A 15433-nucleotide genomic window follows, 5' to 3' on the forward strand; every position below is an offset into this window, starting at 1 on the left:
CCTCCTAAAGGGAAATGGGATAATTACGATTTAGTTAATTCTTCTGTTGGCAAGGAACCAAGCCTCACCATCAGGTGTATTCAGAAAGGCCTCAGCCTTTTTTGTGTGATCAATCCGACGGACCAATTTAAGATCCTTCAACTTGCCAACATTAACATAGCCGGCGTATGAGCCATTTTTATGGATCTCGTAGATCCCAGCACCATAGGAGCCGCCAGTCACCCAAGCTTTAATGGCGTATTGATTAGCCAAGTTTGGACCCTCCTCCTGAATCGATCAGCTCAGCTGCTTTGGTAATGCAGCTGGAACAGATCAGCTTGCCATGGAACGAATGTAGACCTTCATCATTGCCACAGAGAACGCAGCCAGGTTGATACTTCCGAAGGATGATCATTTCGCCATCGACGAATATTTCCAGTGGTTCCTGACTCCCAATCCCCATTGTCTCGCGAAGCTCCGCAGGGATCACGACCCTGCCGACGTTATCCAAGTTACGAACAATACCAGTAGCTTTCATTTGCATTTTCCTTTCTGCCAGTGTAGACTGGCGGTAGAATATTGTTTGGTTATTGAGCAGCTGATTCGGGGTAGGAGCCGGTCAGCTGCATTTTGTTTTGCAGCAAAATCCGATACATGCGATACTGCTTGTCCGCATGCACGGCCACTTTAATTCGGCCACTGCGGCGCATCTGGCTTGCAAGCGCCAGGTAAAAGGCACATGCTGCGCTGAAATGCTGTTCGGTCATTAATAGCAAGTTGTTCACCTCCTCTCAGGCTCAATCGGATTACAGGTTCTCAACTTCAAACTGCAAGCAAGTCAGGCAAACGAACAATGGCTTAGCTCTGAGCGAAACTTGCACCTGGCCGTTAAAGATCATGGAGTTGGGCTTTTCCACAAGCACACCATTTTCTGGTTGCTCATTGCAGAAGTCACAATCAACTTTCCCACTTGGGCCGCCATCATGGATGGATTCGATCAGCTCCAATTCAACGCGCCTCCTCTCCGGATTCCTCTTTCAAACTTAATTCGAGCGAATAACCGACATATCTCCATAAGAGTGCTTCAATCTCAGCTTCAACACCTTCACCCTTTGGCATGGCTCCCGCCTGTGCCAGCTCAATGGCGTCCTGATCTGATTTACAGAGTGTTCGGATAAGGGTTGAACGAGTACGAACAAGTCTGAGAAATTCCTTTTTGAGCATCCGAGAATCAACAGAATCGAGTCGTGAGATCGGCTTTCGATGTTCAAGAGATTTAGCTTTAACAGGCTCCTCTTCCAGTAAAGACGACACAGATACATTAAAGTGAGCTGCGACTTTCTTAAGATTATCGATAGACGGCGAGCTCTTACCCCAGGTGTAGATCGTCCCTTTACCCAAACCCAACTCCTGCTCAACTCTCGGTATGGACGTTTTCTTCTGAGCACACAGCAGTTTAATACTCGCGATTAAACTCACTTGAATACCTCCTCTCCCGCTGTGATCGTTGCGGCGCCGATCGACTTGGCCATACAGCTCATGCTGCAATACAGGTCCTTGCCGTGCCTTACTGCGATCTGGCCATCTACGATTTCGGCGCCGCATTCTTGGCGGGCGCAGAAGTCCATAATTTCCGCCGGGGCTAAACTTGGCGACTTGTTCAAGGTGATTCCCCCTTTAACTTATTTTTCCATTCAATAACATCAACTTTGTCAGCTCGTTTTGAAACCCCGATAGTATAATTGGGTATACCTCCATGCTCAGGCTTGATTGCAAACAACTCGTAAACCGTCTTGCGTGAAATCCCCAAGATATTTGCGATGTGTTGAGCAGTCATGATGTCGGGCATGTCATCCCACTTGTAGATCTTCTTTTCAGCCACGGTGCACCTCCTCACACAACCGCTTTCTCCTTGCTTTTCTTTGGATCATCAACTTCTTCGATATAGAAATAATCATCGAACTTACCCCCAAATACTTCCATCACACCAGCGATAAATTGGTTTCCGGGAGCATTGTTTCTTTTGTCATCCACAGGCAATTTAGTACGCCAAACTTGAGTAGGATTAACATTAAGAAGTTCTGCGAGTTCACGGTCAGAAGTGATGTCCCTGTCAATCTGAGCTTTCATTAATTCCTTCACTCGCAAGCGAACAACGAATTTTTTCATCCTCTGCCCTCCTCTCGTTGCGCATACGCAATTTATTTTTGCGTTGATTTCGTCCTCGCAATTTGATTATAGTACAGTAATTTCGACCACGCAACAGGATTTAACAAAATAATTGCGTACACGCAATAGGTGTGATATGATAAATCCAAGCATTAGATGAAGGGAGAATTTTCGAAACATTATGAGCGAAATTAAAATTGGTGATCTTATAAAAGAATCAAGAATAAAAAGCGGATACAAAACTATGAAGGATTTCTCAATAGTGACTGGAGTCTCTCCAGCTGCTTTAAGTCGTATTGAGAAAAACACACAAGATCCTACACCTGAAACGCTTATGAAAATATCCCGTCATTTGAACAACATTACATACGGCGAATTGATGAAAGCAGCCGGATACCTATATGGGTTATCCCCGGAACATGAGCAATTTTTGACAGAACAATTTAATGAAAATAGTGAAATGGATAACAAAATAACAGAGCTTATCGACAGTGTTCTAATGTACAAGCAAGCTGATGATAATGTTGTTCATACTGTTACTTCTTTGTTTGTAAACTCCGATATTTCAGAACTTTATGTAAATCCAACTAACGATGAAATAAAAAACGCTTATTATCAATGTGATTTTTCTATAGAAGAGAAAAAAGAAGTAGCAGAGAAATTATCTGATTTAATCAATAAATTTTCTCCTAAATTAGCCAACTACTTTGCTAACCAAAAGAATATGAAGCCGATCCCTTTAATCGGCACGATCTGCGCAGGTAATGGAATAATCCCTAATGAAGAAATAGAAGATTTTATAAGCTATCCATTCCTTGGAAAAGAACAACCTGATTACGCGCTCCGAGTTAAAGGAGAATCAATGACAGGCGCGGGAATTAACCCTAACGATATAGTGTTTCTCCGTAAAAGGAATTGGGCTGAATACAACGGACAAATAGTTGCAGTGATTGTAAACAATGAAGACGCTAGCCTTAAAAGAATGAGTTGGTCCGAAGGCTCGCCAATGATCACACTTTCCCCAGAAAACAATTCTTATCAGTCCGTGGAGGTGACACCAAATGAAATAGTTGTTTGTGGAGTTTATGCAGGTCATTTCAAACAGGAATTTTAAAAGGAGTGTTTAGTTTTGAAAGGCAGTTTTTATAAACGGGGAAATACTTGGAGCTATATGATTGACGTTGGGATTGATCCCTTAACTGGCAAAAGGAAACAAAAAAGCAAAGGCGGATTTAAGACAAAAAAAGAAGCCCAAGCAGCTGCAGCAGATTTAATATCTGAAATCAATAAAGGCGAGTATATTTCCGAAAAGAAAATGACTTTCGAAGAACTAGCAGATAGTTGGTTAGAGAACTACAAGAAATTAGGCAAACCGAAAAAAGAAGGAACTATACGAGTAAGAGAAAAAGAACGAAATTTACTATTACCTTTTTTTAAAATGAGAAATGCCATGGATATAACGACTAATGAATATCAGAATGCATTGATCTCGCTCAAAGAAGGACAGAAAGAAAAAAATGGTACTGTAATAAAAAAAGGGCTTGCTGATAATACTTTGTCAGGTGTTCACGCTACTGCAGGTATGATATTTAGGCATGGAGTTAAAATCGGAGCTGTTAAAAAGGACCCAACTATTGACTCTTATGTACCAAAAGACGCGAAGACAGTAAAGGATCTTGAAAATCAAACGGATCTACCAGAGTATCTTGAAAAGGACGAGCTTGTATTGTTCCTCGAAACTGTTAAGGAATTCGGCTTAGAAAACGATTATGAAACATTTAGCACTTTGGCTTATACCGGAATGAGAGTTGGGGAATTGTGTGCCCTTAAGGAAACAGATCTTAACTTCGAAGAGAATAAAATAAGAATTTCGAAAACGCTCTATAATCCCGAAAACAACTACAAGAAATATTCTTTAGTCACCCCTAAGACAATTTCATCGTTCCGCGAGATAGACGTCGATAAAGAAATAATGGATATGCTCAAAAATTTGCTAGCTCTCCATCAGATCGAAAAAAACAAACGACCAAATTCATATCATGATGAAGGATTTGTTTTTGCCAGAGTTGGGGCCTATGCCGGTTATCCTGAAATACCGAAGAAGGTCGGCCTAAGAATGGCCAGGATAATAAAATTAGCCAACTTGAGTAGCAGCCTTACTCCCCACTCCTTGAGACACACACACGCCTCTCTACTCGCAGAAGCAGGAGCCACCTTAGAGCAGATTATGCACAGACTTGGACATGCTAACGATGAGATAACAAGAAGGATTTACCTTCACATAACTAAGCCAAAAAGAAAAGAGGCCGCTCAAAAGTTCAGTGAACTAATGAAGGCCTCTAAAAAATCGGATTGATTGTTAACAAACCGTTAACATGATAGCAAGTTTGAAGCCTAAACCCCTGTTGCAGCAGGGGTTTTTGGCTATTCTTACATCATGCCGCCCATTCCGCCCATGCCGCCCATGTCAGGAGCACCGGCAGCGCCAGCTGGTTCTGGCTTGTCAGCGATCACCGCTTCTGTTGTCAAGAACATAGCCGCTACGGATGCAGCGTTTTGCAGTGCGGAACGAGTAACCTTCGCAGGGTCAACGATACCTGCTTCGATCATGTTCACCCACTCGCCAGTTGCCGCGTTGTAACCTACGCCAACTTGCTCTTTTTTCAGACGCTCAACGATGACGGAACCTTCTTCGCCAGCGTTAGCAGCGATTGTACGGATTGGCGCTTCCAGTGCTTTCAGCACGATGTTTACGCCGGTTTGCTCGTCGCCGGACAGGCTTACTGCCGCAACCGCATTGTATACGTTCAGGAGCGCAGTACCACCACCGGATACGATCCCTTCTTCAACCGCAGCGCGAGTTGCGTTCAGGGCATCTTCGATGCGCAGTTTGCGTTCTTTCAATTCTGTTTCAGTAGCCGCACCAACTTTGATTACTGCTACGCCGCCGGACAGTTTAGCCAGACGCTCTTGCAGTTTCTCTTTGTCGAACTCGGAAGTGGTTTCTTCCAGTTGCGTACGGATTTGGCTCACGCGTGCATCGATGTCCGCTTTGTTACCAGCGCCATCAACAACGATTGTGTTTTCTTTCGTTACGCGGATTTGACGAGCTGTACCCAGTTGATCCACCGAAGCGGTTTTCAGGTCCAGACCCAATTCTTCCGTGATCACTTGACCGCCAGTCAGAGCTGCGATATCTTGCAGCATTGCTTTACGACGGTCACCAAAGCCAGGAGCTTTAACGGCAACCGCGTTGAATGTTCCACGCAGTTTGTTCACAACCAGCATCGCCAACGCTTCGCCTTCGATGTCTTCAGCGATCAGAACGAGCGGTTTGCCTTGTTGAACGATTTTCTCGAGCAATGGCAGGATGTCCTGTGTGCTGGAGATTTTTTTGTCCGTGATCAGGATGTACGGGTTATCCAGAACAGCTTCCATTTTGTCCGTATCCGTGATCATGTAAGGGGAGATGTAACCGCGGTCGAATTGCATACCTTCAACCACTTCCAGCTCTGTCGCGAATCCACGGGACTCTTCAACAGTAATAACGCCGTCTTTACCCACTTTTTCCATCGCTTCAGCGATCAGTTCGCCAACTTCTTCGTCAGCAGCGGAGATCGCAGCAACTTGAGCAATGGATTGTTTGCCTTCAACCGGTTTGGAGATGGATTGCAGTTCGGCAACAGCCGCTTTAACCGCTTTGTCGATCCCTTTGCGGATACCGATCGGGCTGGCGCCAGCAGTTACGTTTTTCAGACCTTCTGTGATCAGCGCTTGAGCCAATACAGTTGCAGTCGTCGTACCGTCACCGGCAACGTCGTTTGTTTTGGTTGCTACTTCTTTAACCAGTTGAGCACCCATGTTTTCGAATGCGTCTTCCAGTTCGATTTCTTTTGCGATCGTTACGCCGTCATTGGTGATGAGCGGGCTTCCGAATTTTTTCTCCAGAACCACGTTACGGCCTTTAGGACCGAGGGTTACTTTCACTGCGTTAGCCAATGCATCCACACCACGAAGCATGGAGCGACGAGCGTCTTCACTGAATTTAATGTCTTTAGCCATGTTAAGAAAACCTCCCTAGTATATGTTTTGATCTTGTCATGCTATATTGATCGGTGATCCGATTACATTATGAATTAGTCGAGAATCGCGTGGATATCGCTCTCTTTCATAATCAAATATTCTTTACCTTCGTATTTGATCTCTGTTCCGGCATATTTGGAGAAGATTACGCGATCTCCTTCTTTTACTTCCAGAGCTACGCGCACTCCGTCTTTCAACGCACCGGAACCAACAGCGATTACTTTACCCTCTTGCGGTTTTTCCTTCGCGGAGTCCGGAAGTACGATCCCGAAAGAAGTCGTTTGCTCTTGCTCCAATGGTTCTACCAATACGCGTTCACCTAAAGGTCTGATCATGAAAAATAGCCTCCTTTTGAAATTATATAAGGTTCTTCATAGGTTGTAGCCATATGTATTAGCACTCGACAGTGTTTAGTGCTAACAACCAACTTTATGATACTCAACTTGCCGACTGATTTCAAGTCCTTTTCATGAAATCAATCGAACTTTTACAAAGACCGGCATCTGCGCACTGCATACTGTAGGGCGCTGGTATACCAACTTGTCCGCAAAAGGAACATGGCGTAAAAAGCACTTCACCATTGTATCCATCCACCAAACAAAATATGCCAGTTTGTCCTGTAACCACATTTTATAATAGACTTCACCCCGAGTTCAAATCACGCAAAAGGCACAAGCCATTCATTGGCCTGCGCCCTCGGCATTCCCTGCGCGAACGTAACGCGACTCTGCCGCTTCGTCGGCCGCAAGCTGCCTGCGGTAAACGATGGAAGACAGAAATACGCTGAATTCGTACAACAACAAAAGCGGAATCATGACCAGCAGATCGGAAATGAAATCCGGCGGCGTCACGGCTACCGCAATAAAAATGAGCACGAAATAAGATACTTTGCGCATCCTGCGCAGCCGATATGGATTCAGGATCCGCAGTCCTGTAAGGAACATGATCAGCAGCGGCAGCTCGAACAGCAACGATACCGGCAATACGATGCCGAACAGGAAGCTGAAATACTGTTTCATGCCGTAGGTTTCCACTAACCCCATTTTTTCCGTGATCGAGGAAGTAAATGCGAGCGCCATCGGGAATACGACGTAATACGCAAAGGCCAGTCCCACCAGAAACAATATGAGCACATAGGGGATGTATTTCAGCGTGGCCTTGCGTTCAACGGGTCGAAGCCCTGGACTGACAAATTTCCAGATCTGGTACACCGTAAAAGGAAGCGTAATCACAAGCGAAAACAGCCCGGCGATTTTCATGTAAATGCCGATTCCGTCCCAGAACGAAAAGGCATGCAGCACGAAGCCCTGAGCCGACTCCGCCTTCGTTAAATAACGATACGCCGGGTCGGCAACGAAAAATCCGGCCACCAGACCAAGCGTAAATATGCCAAGCACGTAAATCAGCCGCCTTCGCAGCTCGCCCAAATGCTCACCCATGGTCATTTCTTGCTTCTGCCTCGTCATGTCCGTCCCCCTTTGCAGCCAGCTTAAAGTACAAAACCCTTCCTGCCGGAAGGGATTTCTCGTTCAAGTCCTCAGGTACTACTCCGGCAGGCGCTGCTGACCAGTTTTCTCGGGAGCGGCGCTATCGGAAGCAACCGGCTTCGCCTTCTCTGGCTCCTTATGCTTGTTCGATTCATCGTCGGAGATGATGTCGCGCGCACCCTCTTTGAACTCGCGGAATGTTCGTCCTACCGCGCGTCCCAATTCCGGCAGCTTGTTCGGTCCAAACAACAGCAGCGCAATGACAGCAAGCAAAATAAATCCCGTCGGTCCAATGGAACTTAACATGGTCATTCCTCCTCCATTCAGGTTCGGATTGTTACATTTAGCAGTTGACCAGATTGCGAACGTTCTATGGCATTGCTGCCAATTACCCCCATCATATCACAATGTAACCACTTACATAACCCATTAAATGCAGGAAAGAGTTCTCGAAAAAGCATTTTTTAACATCCACGTTTGGAGTTCATGCACGATTATTGCCGGAATTGTCCCGTGACCATCAACAACGCCTCGGGAAGCTGGTCCATGATTGCTGCCAGATGTTCATGCACGCCCTTCGGCGTTCCTGGAAGGTTCACAATTAACGTGCGTCCGCGAATGCCGCACACGCCCCGAAACAGCATGGCTGACCGATTTTTTTTCATGACCGAATATCGCATCGCTTCAGCCATGCCAGGCACCTCGCGTTCGATCACACGCCTTGTCGCTTCGGGGGTAATGTCGCGAATAGCAAGCTCCGTGCCGCCGGTGGTCAACACCAGATCAGCATGGAAATAATCCGTCATCTCAATCAGCGCCGCGATAATCTCATCAGGTTCATCAGGAACGATGCGGTATTCCACGATTTCCCCGCCCAGTTCCTCCTCCACAAGCTCCCGGATAACCTGAGCGCTAGTATCTTCGCGCTCTCCGCGGGCTCCCTTGTCGCTGGCTGTCAGGATTGCTGTTCTCCACACCATATAGATCCCCCTTCTCCTCTATGAAAATAATTTTTCCTTATCGGCTGAAATCCCCGTTTTTGCCTCCGGTCTTGGACTTCAGCATTGTCGGGCCGATAATCATATCTTTTTGCAACGCTTTGCACATGTCATAGATCGTCAATGCCGCAGCCGAGGCGGCAGTAAGTGCCTCCATCTCGACGCCGGTTTTGCCTTCGGTCTTGACGGCGGCTTCGATATGCAGTTCATCCACGCCGTTGTCCCGGAAACGAATGTCAACCCCGGTAAGGGCCAGCGGATGGCACATCGGTATCCAGTCCGACGTTTTCTTTGCACCCTGAATGCCGGCAATCTGAGCCACCGCAAGAACGTCTCCTTTGCCGATGCGTCCAGCGCGAATCGCTTCCAATGTGGCGGGGTTCATCGTCACCTTGGAGACGGCAACTGCCGTCCGCACCGTAATTTCTTTCGCCGAAACGTCGACCATTCGGGCACGCCCCTGTTCATTAAAATGGGTCAGCTGCCCTTCGGCGCCTCCACGAGCCGAATCTGAATTCAATGCGATCACAACCTTTTTATTCGATATGTACGACCCCTTCTGCCATGATCAGCAGATCGAGCCGCAAGTCAAGCGGCTCCATCGGAATTTCGTCCTGCAATTGACCGGGAAGCACGAATCCGGCCAGAAGCGGCCGTTTGCCGGCCGCCGCGCTTTGGGCCGAGAGCATGGCAGCGAAACGGTCATAGTAACCGCCGCCATAACCGATGCGCCCTCCCTGACGATCATACCCCAGTCCGGGCACGACGATAAAATCAATATCCGGCCACTGTTCGGGCGGATAAATCCCGCATTCCTCGTTCGGTTCGGGAATGCCCCATACTCCGGGCTCGATGTCCTGCATTCCCTCTACCTTGCGCAGTTCCATCCGCTGCGGGTTCGCCTGCACCTTCGGCGCAAGCATGAGATCGCCGCGCTTCCATCCCTCTTCAAACAGGAATGCCGTAGACGCCTCGCTCCGATATGACAAATAACTGAACACGATCAGCTTGTCCTTTTCCCGGCGAAGACGTTCGAGTTCTCTCAGGGTCCATTCTTCAATTCCGGCCATAGCCCGGCGCCGAATGGAATCGTCCAACAGGTCTCGGCTCTTTCTGAGCCTTGAACGAAGCTCGTTCTTTTGCTGCGTCTGATCCTGCATGTCCCTGAAATCCCCCCTGTTTGATCACATGAAAGCGGCTCTTGAATCCAAGCAAAACATCTATATGCGTTATGACATGCTGTCATCTTGTTGAATATTTTGAAGTTACTCATTTATTTTCTGCAAAAATTCTGCAAAACCATCATCGTTTAACATGCCTTGTTTCAGTTTATCATTGATTGACCAAAAAGACTACACGCCCGGCCGTTGTCAATCAGTGCATTTGTTCTGTTTTTCATGTAAACTGGAAAGCAGTTGCCTAAGAAGCTGCGAAGAAATTAGAGGTACTTTATTTCGTCGCAGTCTCTAATCAAGAACTGGAACGTAATGGAGGAACTATAACCTATGCTGCTTCAAGTATCCGGAATTGTTAAACGTTATGGTGTCGATCCGATTCTGGACGGCGTAAACCTGCAAATATTGGAACGCGAACGCATCGGACTCGTCGGAGTGAACGGTGCGGGCAAATCGACTTTGCTCAAAATCATCGCCGGAGAAATATCCTATGACGAAGGGCAAATTTTCCGGTCCAAGGAAACGACGCTCGGTTATCTCGCCCAAAATAGCGGCCTGCAATCCGAACGCACCATCTGGGAAGAAATGATCAACGTATTCGCCCACCTGACGCAGGCGGAGGCAGAACTGAGACAGATGGAGCTGGATATTGCAGACCCGGCCCAAATGGAGGACGAAAAAAAATACGCCGACCTGCTCGAGCGCTACGCCCGCAAATCCGACTGGTTCAAAGACCAGGGCGGTTACGCGATGGAAACGCGCATCCGCAGCATTCTGCACGGCATGGGATTCGGCGAATTTTCGCCGGACACCCCGATCTCGACGCTGAGCGGCGGGCAAAAAACGAGACTGGCGCTGGCCCGCATTTTGCTGCAGGCCCCGGATCTGCTTATGTTGGATGAGCCGACCAACTATCTCGATATTCCAACGCTCACCTGGCTGGAAGATTATTTGCGCGGTTATTCGGGCGCTCTGCTCGTTGTTTCCCATGACCGCTACTTCCTGGACCGTCTCGTCACGAATATCGTTGAAATCGAGCGCCACCGCTCCAAAAAATATACCGGCAACTACAGCCGCTACATGGAGCTGAAGGCCGCCGAATATGAAAGCCAAATGAAACAATACGAGAAACAACAAGACGAGATCGCCAAATTGGAGGATTTCGTCCAGAAAAACATCGTGCGTGCTTCCACGACCAAACGCGCCCAAAGCCGCCGCAAGGCGCTCGAAAAGATGGAGAGGCTGGACAAGCCGATGGGCGAGTTGAAAAAAGCCCACTTTTCTTTCGAGACAGCGGTCATGTCCGGCAAGGAGGTGCTGCAAGTCGATGGACTTTCGGCGGCGTATGACGAAGCCTCTCCGCTGTTCCGCAACGTATCGTTTGATCTTCGCCGCGGCGAAACGGTCGCCCTGATCGGGCCGAACGGCATCGGGAAATCCACGATGCTGAAGTGTCTCACCGGCAGCTTGCGCCCGGTTAGCGGCAAGATCAACTGGGGGACCAAGGTTCAGATCGGCTATTACGATCAGGAACAGACCGGCCTTACTCCAACCAATACGGTACTGGAGGAAGTATGGAGTGCGTACCCGCACATGGAGGAATCCCGAATCCGGACGGTGCTGGGCAACTTTTTGTTCAGCGGCGACGACGTGCTTAAGCGGATTTCTTCGCTCAGCGGCGGGGAAAAGGCTCGCGTTTCCCTGTCCAAGCTCATGCTCAAGGAAGCCAACATGCTCATTCTCGACGAACCGACGAACCATTTGGACTTGTTTAGTAAAGAGGTACTGGAATCTGCCCTTATCGATTACGAAGGAACACTGCTGTTCATTTCCCATGACCGTTACTTCCTGAACAAAATGGCGGAACGGATCGTGGAGCTGCATCCAAACGGAACGGAGCATTATCTGGGCAATTACGACGATTACGTCGAGAAAAAACAGGAACTGGAGGACATTGCCCGCGAAGCTGCGGAGGCGCAGTCGGCGCAAGCGTCCGCCAGAAAGGCCTCCCGTCCAGAATCTCGCGCAGCCGTTTCCGAAGATTCGGGCGCCGCTTCCTTTGAAGCCGGCAAACAGGCGAAACGCGAGGAGCGAAACCGCCAGCGCAAACAAGAAGCACTGGAAAAACGGATCACCGAGCTGGAAACGGAAATCGCCGGACTCGAAGCTGAGATGGCTTTACCAGAAGTGTATCAGGATTATATGAAGCTGCAGGAGCTTCAGGCCAAAACCGATGATCTCAAAACACAACTCGCCGAAGCCTATGAAGAGTGGGAAGCTCTGGCAATGGAATAGGCGCATTGTCCCCAGAAGAACCTAAGGATATCGGCGACCCAACCTGCCGGTCCGGTCGGGAATGCATCCGGCGAATCTCCATGATACGCATTACCCAAAAAAGCTGATTCCTTTGCGGAGTCAGCTTTTTGAATTTACGATATGAAGCCGCCAAAACATTTGAGGAATTCCGTTGTCCGAAACCATCGAATCCTGGAATATTTTTTTCAGCGAATAACCGACGATTTATCCACAAACCCTCCGTCTACAAACCATACGTCATTTTGCAGGAAAATGGCTGCACACTTAGCTTAATCGCACGAAATCCATATTTATCCACCGACTTATCCACGTTATCCACATCGTTGTGGACAATTCACTCCTTAAATATCCCCTAAAACCTTTTAGTTTCGAAAACAAGACAGGGAAGGTTTCAACAGGATTATCCACAAAATTCACTGAATATGTGCATAACTATAATCACATCTTGACATTTATCATTTCAGCTCACATCCGTTTCCTTCCGCTGAAAAAGGCTAAATAGAACGACATATCAGAGATAAGCATGATTTGTGCAGAACGCCTCACTCTTTTCGATGCCAAATTACGCCTTATTTTCCGCATGCATTTACTGTACGAGGAACGTACCCGAAAAAAAGAAAGGCAAAGCCATAAAGCCGGCTTTGCCTCGGATTGCTTCTTCCCCAGTGAATCTAGAACCTAGAACCTATGCATGCACGGTTGGTGCATTTTCCATGGATTCCGCCTTCAAACCGGCTGCGTTGCATGCCGCGACATACGCAAGGCCAGCCGCCATTACGATATCCTGATGCGTCGCCGTTCCCTTGAACTCGCGTCCGGCGCGCTCCACGGTAATTACAGCTTCTCCTGTAGCACCGGCGCCTCCGCTGAGAGCTTGGATCTCCATGTCCACAAAGCAGATATCCTCGGCAATACTCTGACTGATCGCCTTGATCGCCGCATCCACGGGACCGCCACCGATGGCGGAATACGTCTGTTCCCCGGCACTGGTGCGAATGCGCACGGCTGCTACCCGGTCGGTCATACTGCCCGCCGTTACTTGAAGCTCCAGCAATTCGTAATCCTGGGCCGGAATGTTCATCGTTTGGCTGACCATTTGCAGCAGCTGATCATCGCTTACGACCTTTTGTTGATCCGCCGTTTCCTTAAACACTTCATACAGACGTTCCATCTGCTGCTCATCCGGTTCGAAACCGTATTTTCGGACGCGATCCTTCAAGGCATGACGCCCGGAGTGCTTGCCAAGAATAATCATGCTGCGCGGAATGCCCAACGCTTCCGGGTCCATGATTTCATACGTATTGCGGTTTTTCAGCAGGCCGTCCTGATGAATGCCAGACTCATGCTGAAAAGCGTTCCGTCCCACGACCGGTTTGTTGTAAGCAATCGGAAAATGCATTGCACGACTGATCTGGCGCGAAGTCTCATAAAGCTGGTTCAGTTTGATGTTCGTCGTCGCCCCAATGGCGTCGCCGCGCGTTTCCAATGCCATAATCAGTTCCTCAAGCGCCGTATTGCCCGTCCGCTCGCCCACGCCGTTAATCGTCACTTCGATCTGGGAGGCCCCGTTGGCGATTGCTGCCAAGCTGTTGGCTACGGCCAGTCCGAGATCGTTGTGACAATGCGCACTGTATCGCACCCGATCGCCGCCTCTGGCCCCTTCACGCACGCGGCGAAACATCTCTCCGTACTCATGTGGCAGCGCATATCCCACAGTATCTGGCAGGTTAATAATGCTTGCCCCGGCTTCAATCGCAACCTCGACCATTTCGATCAGGTCATCGATTTTGGTGCGCGCGGCATCCATGGCCGTGAACTCTACCACGTCCGTGAATTGACGGGCATAGGCGACCATTTCCCTTGCCGTTGCAACCACTTCGCTCCGCGGGCGGCACAGTTGATGCTCGATATGGATATCGGAAGAGGAAATGAACAGGTGAATCCGACGTTTAGCCGCATCTGCAGTCGCTTTGACGGCTGCATCAATGTCCTGCTTCACCGCGCGGGCAAATCCACAAATTTCAACCTGCTGCAATTGGCGGGAGATCGCCTGCACCGCCGCGAACTCGCCCGGACTCGAAATCGGAAATCCAGGCTCAATGACATCAATGCCGAGTGCAGCCAGCTGGTGTGCCAGCTCAATCTTCTGTTCAGGCTGGAGACTCGCTCCCGGCGCCTGTTCCCCGTCGCGCAGCGTTGTATCAAAAATTTCGATCATCCGTTTATGCTGTGGTGTTGTCATCGTCCACATCCTCCATCGATAGTTAATTGACCGGTGCCGTTCCCGGCGACCCGGCGCCTGTTCGTTTATTGCCGATTCACTCTACTACCTTTATGCCGAAACGCACGTCGACTTGCGTTTCGATTATTCCTTCCATCCTGCCATGGCTTAACCTTCCAACTCCTTAAATTGCGCCCACCCCTGCTGCCGGCAGCAAATACAAATAACCCGCCATCTCTTCTAGAAGAGACGGCGGGTTATTCTCCCTCCGCGGTACCACTCTTGTTTGATGTTCAGGAAATCCCCGAAGCATCCACCTCGCGTCCCGGCCATGCCCGCCCTTGCAGCAGCGCAACTCCGCTGCCAATCCAAGCGCTAGCCTGGCCGAAAACCACCCTGTAACGGGGGTTAGCCGTTGCCATGTACCCTATGGTTTCTGCTGCCCGATCAGTTTCGGAGGCAACCTGTTCCATGATTCCACGGCTCTGTTCCCGGGCGAGATTCGCACGATTCGGCGACTGCGTTGCACCACCCCGCAGCTCTCTGTACACCACCCTCGTCCTACTGCTCCCGTTCATTACCTTTATCGTTATTCGTTTCCACATGAATTGCATTTTTCGCATCGTTATAAGTAACAAAAAAAGCCTGCCATCTCATTCAAGAGACGACAGGCTGTTCACCCATACGCGGTACCACTCTTGTTGATTTCCGTGCCATCAGCCCGTTACCGCGTATGCGTCCACACGCCATAACTATGCCGAGACTGCGAAAATCCACCTCAGTGCTGCTAAAGCGTTCATGTACCAGAATATCATTGCATTCGGCATGAACCTTCAACAACGGCCCCATCACGGAGGCAACCCGTAACGATGTACTGGACAAGCGAGCAACATCACACATTGCACACACTTCCCGACTTCCATCATTCCGCTTCCAGGCGAGCTTCAGGCTTCCATCGACTGCGTTGCACCAACCCGCAGTTCTCTTGATCCCGGAATATCCCTA

20 protein-coding genes and 1 other annotated feature are annotated in these 15433 nt (G+C 48.9%); of the genes, 3 read left to right on the forward strand and 17 right to left on the reverse strand.

Annotated features, from left to right (window positions below; translation table 11 throughout):
* Nucleotides 1-30: 30 nt before the first annotated feature.
* The 8 genes from RSX24_RS27025 to RSX24_RS27060 are packed head-to-tail and all read right to left on the reverse strand — an operon-like array spanning nucleotide 31 to nucleotide 2148.
* Complete coding sequence (locus RSX24_RS27025) at nucleotides 31-252, reverse strand: hypothetical protein (protein ID WP_343262304.1); 222 nt, start codon at nucleotides 250-252, stop codon at nucleotides 31-33.
* Nucleotides 245-517 carry an AbrB/MazE/SpoVT family DNA-binding domain-containing protein gene (locus tag RSX24_RS27030; RefSeq protein WP_343262305.1) on the reverse strand — a complete coding sequence of 91 codons (273 nt, stop codon included), beginning with the start codon at nucleotides 515-517 and terminating at the stop codon, nucleotides 245-247. Before RSX24_RS27030 ends, RSX24_RS27025 begins: the two co-directional genes overlap by 8 nt.
* A 49-nt stretch (nucleotides 518-566) precedes the next feature.
* Complete coding sequence (locus RSX24_RS27035) at nucleotides 567-755, reverse strand: hypothetical protein (RefSeq protein ID WP_343262306.1); 189 nt, start codon at nucleotides 753-755, stop codon at nucleotides 567-569.
* A 30-nt stretch (nucleotides 756-785) separates the two neighbouring features.
* Complete coding sequence (locus RSX24_RS27040; RefSeq protein ID WP_343262307.1) at nucleotides 786-986, reverse strand: hypothetical protein; 201 nt, start codon at nucleotides 984-986, stop codon at nucleotides 786-788.
* A 1-nt stretch (nucleotide 987) separates the two neighbouring features.
* Nucleotides 988-1458 carry a helix-turn-helix transcriptional regulator gene (locus RSX24_RS27045; RefSeq protein ID WP_343262308.1) on the reverse strand — a complete coding sequence of 157 codons (471 nt, stop codon included), beginning with the start codon at nucleotides 1456-1458 and terminating at the stop codon, nucleotides 988-990.
* On the reverse strand, nucleotides 1455-1643 hold the full coding sequence (locus RSX24_RS27050; protein WP_343262309.1) for a hypothetical protein: 189 nt from the start codon (nucleotides 1641-1643) through the stop codon (nucleotides 1455-1457). Before RSX24_RS27050 ends, RSX24_RS27045 begins: the two co-directional genes overlap by 4 nt.
* On the reverse strand, nucleotides 1640-1861 hold the full coding sequence (locus tag RSX24_RS27055) for a helix-turn-helix domain-containing protein (RefSeq protein ID WP_343262310.1): 222 nt from the start codon (nucleotides 1859-1861) through the stop codon (nucleotides 1640-1642). Before RSX24_RS27055 ends, RSX24_RS27050 begins: the two co-directional genes overlap by 4 nt.
* 11 nt (nucleotides 1862-1872) lie before the next feature.
* Nucleotides 1873-2148 carry a hypothetical protein gene (locus RSX24_RS27060; RefSeq protein WP_343262311.1) on the reverse strand — a complete coding sequence of 92 codons (276 nt, stop codon included), beginning with the start codon at nucleotides 2146-2148 and terminating at the stop codon, nucleotides 1873-1875.
* Nucleotides 2149-2329: 181 nt separating this feature from the next.
* Between RSX24_RS27060 and RSX24_RS27065 the strand changes: the two genes are divergently transcribed.
* Entirely contained in the window at nucleotides 2330-3262 is a 933-nt protein-coding gene (locus tag RSX24_RS27065; protein WP_343262312.1) for a helix-turn-helix domain-containing protein, read from the forward strand.
* 15 nt (nucleotides 3263-3277) lie between these two features.
* Entirely contained in the window at nucleotides 3278-4504 is a 1227-nt protein-coding gene (locus RSX24_RS27070) for a site-specific integrase (protein ID WP_343262313.1), read from the forward strand.
* Nucleotides 4505-4578: 74 nt separating this feature from the next.
* Here RSX24_RS27070 and groL read toward each other — a convergent pair whose 3' ends face one another.
* From groL to RSX24_RS27105, 7 genes are all read right to left on the reverse strand, one after another.
* A complete protein-coding gene (gene groL, locus RSX24_RS27075) occupies nucleotides 4579-6210 on the reverse strand; it encodes a chaperonin GroEL (RefSeq protein ID WP_236415175.1) in 1632 nt (543 codons plus the stop codon).
* A gap of 74 nt (nucleotides 6211-6284) precedes the next feature.
* Nucleotides 6285-6566 (reverse strand): co-chaperone GroES, encoded by a 282-nt coding sequence (gene groES / locus RSX24_RS27080; protein ID WP_236415176.1) that lies wholly within the window; start codon nucleotides 6564-6566, stop codon nucleotides 6285-6287.
* 345 nt (nucleotides 6567-6911) lie between these two features.
* Nucleotides 6912-7697, reverse strand: a complete 786-nt coding sequence (gene tatC, locus RSX24_RS27085) for a twin-arginine translocase subunit TatC (RefSeq protein WP_343262314.1) — start codon at nucleotides 7695-7697, stop codon at nucleotides 6912-6914.
* 78 nt (nucleotides 7698-7775) lie between these two features.
* Entirely contained in the window at nucleotides 7776-8024 is a 249-nt protein-coding gene (locus tag RSX24_RS27090) for a twin-arginine translocase TatA/TatE family subunit (RefSeq protein ID WP_236415178.1), read from the reverse strand.
* A gap of 188 nt (nucleotides 8025-8212) precedes the next feature.
* Complete coding sequence (locus RSX24_RS27095; RefSeq protein WP_236415180.1) at nucleotides 8213-8698, reverse strand: MogA/MoaB family molybdenum cofactor biosynthesis protein; 486 nt, start codon at nucleotides 8696-8698, stop codon at nucleotides 8213-8215.
* A gap of 37 nt (nucleotides 8699-8735) precedes the next feature.
* Nucleotides 8736-9236: a cyclic pyranopterin monophosphate synthase MoaC gene (gene moaC / locus RSX24_RS27100; protein ID WP_343262315.1), complete on the reverse strand. Its 501-nt coding sequence runs from the start codon at nucleotides 9234-9236 to the stop codon at nucleotides 8736-8738.
* 16 nt (nucleotides 9237-9252) lie between these two features.
* A complete protein-coding gene (locus RSX24_RS27105; RefSeq protein WP_236415182.1) occupies nucleotides 9253-9876 on the reverse strand; it encodes a 5-formyltetrahydrofolate cyclo-ligase in 624 nt (207 codons plus the stop codon).
* A 345-nt stretch (nucleotides 9877-10221) separates the two neighbouring features.
* Between RSX24_RS27105 and RSX24_RS27110 the strand changes: the two genes are divergently transcribed.
* Complete coding sequence (locus RSX24_RS27110) at nucleotides 10222-12186, forward strand: ABC-F family ATP-binding cassette domain-containing protein (protein WP_343262316.1); 1965 nt, start codon at nucleotides 10222-10224, stop codon at nucleotides 12184-12186.
* 706 nt (nucleotides 12187-12892) lie between these two features.
* On the opposite strand, the gene RSX24_RS27115 is transcribed toward RSX24_RS27110, so the two are convergent.
* Both RSX24_RS27115 and RSX24_RS27120 read right to left on the reverse strand, forming a co-directional pair.
* Nucleotides 12893-14449, reverse strand: coding sequence for a 2-isopropylmalate synthase (locus tag RSX24_RS27115; RefSeq protein ID WP_343262317.1), 1557 nt, complete (start codon nucleotides 14447-14449; stop codon nucleotides 12893-12895).
* A gap of 221 nt (nucleotides 14450-14670) precedes the next feature.
* Nucleotides 14671-15015: a binding site (T-box leader), on the reverse strand.
* 70 nt (nucleotides 15016-15085) lie between these two features.
* A complete protein-coding gene (locus RSX24_RS27120) occupies nucleotides 15086-15328 on the reverse strand; it encodes a hypothetical protein (protein ID WP_236415187.1) in 243 nt (80 codons plus the stop codon).
* Nucleotides 15329-15433 lie beyond the last annotated feature (105 nt).

Origin of the sequence: Paenibacillus hubeiensis (genome assembly GCF_032334105.1) — a bacterium.
GTDB classification, from domain to species: domain Bacteria; phylum Bacillota; class Bacilli; order Paenibacillales; family Paenibacillaceae; genus Paenibacillus; species Paenibacillus hubeiensis.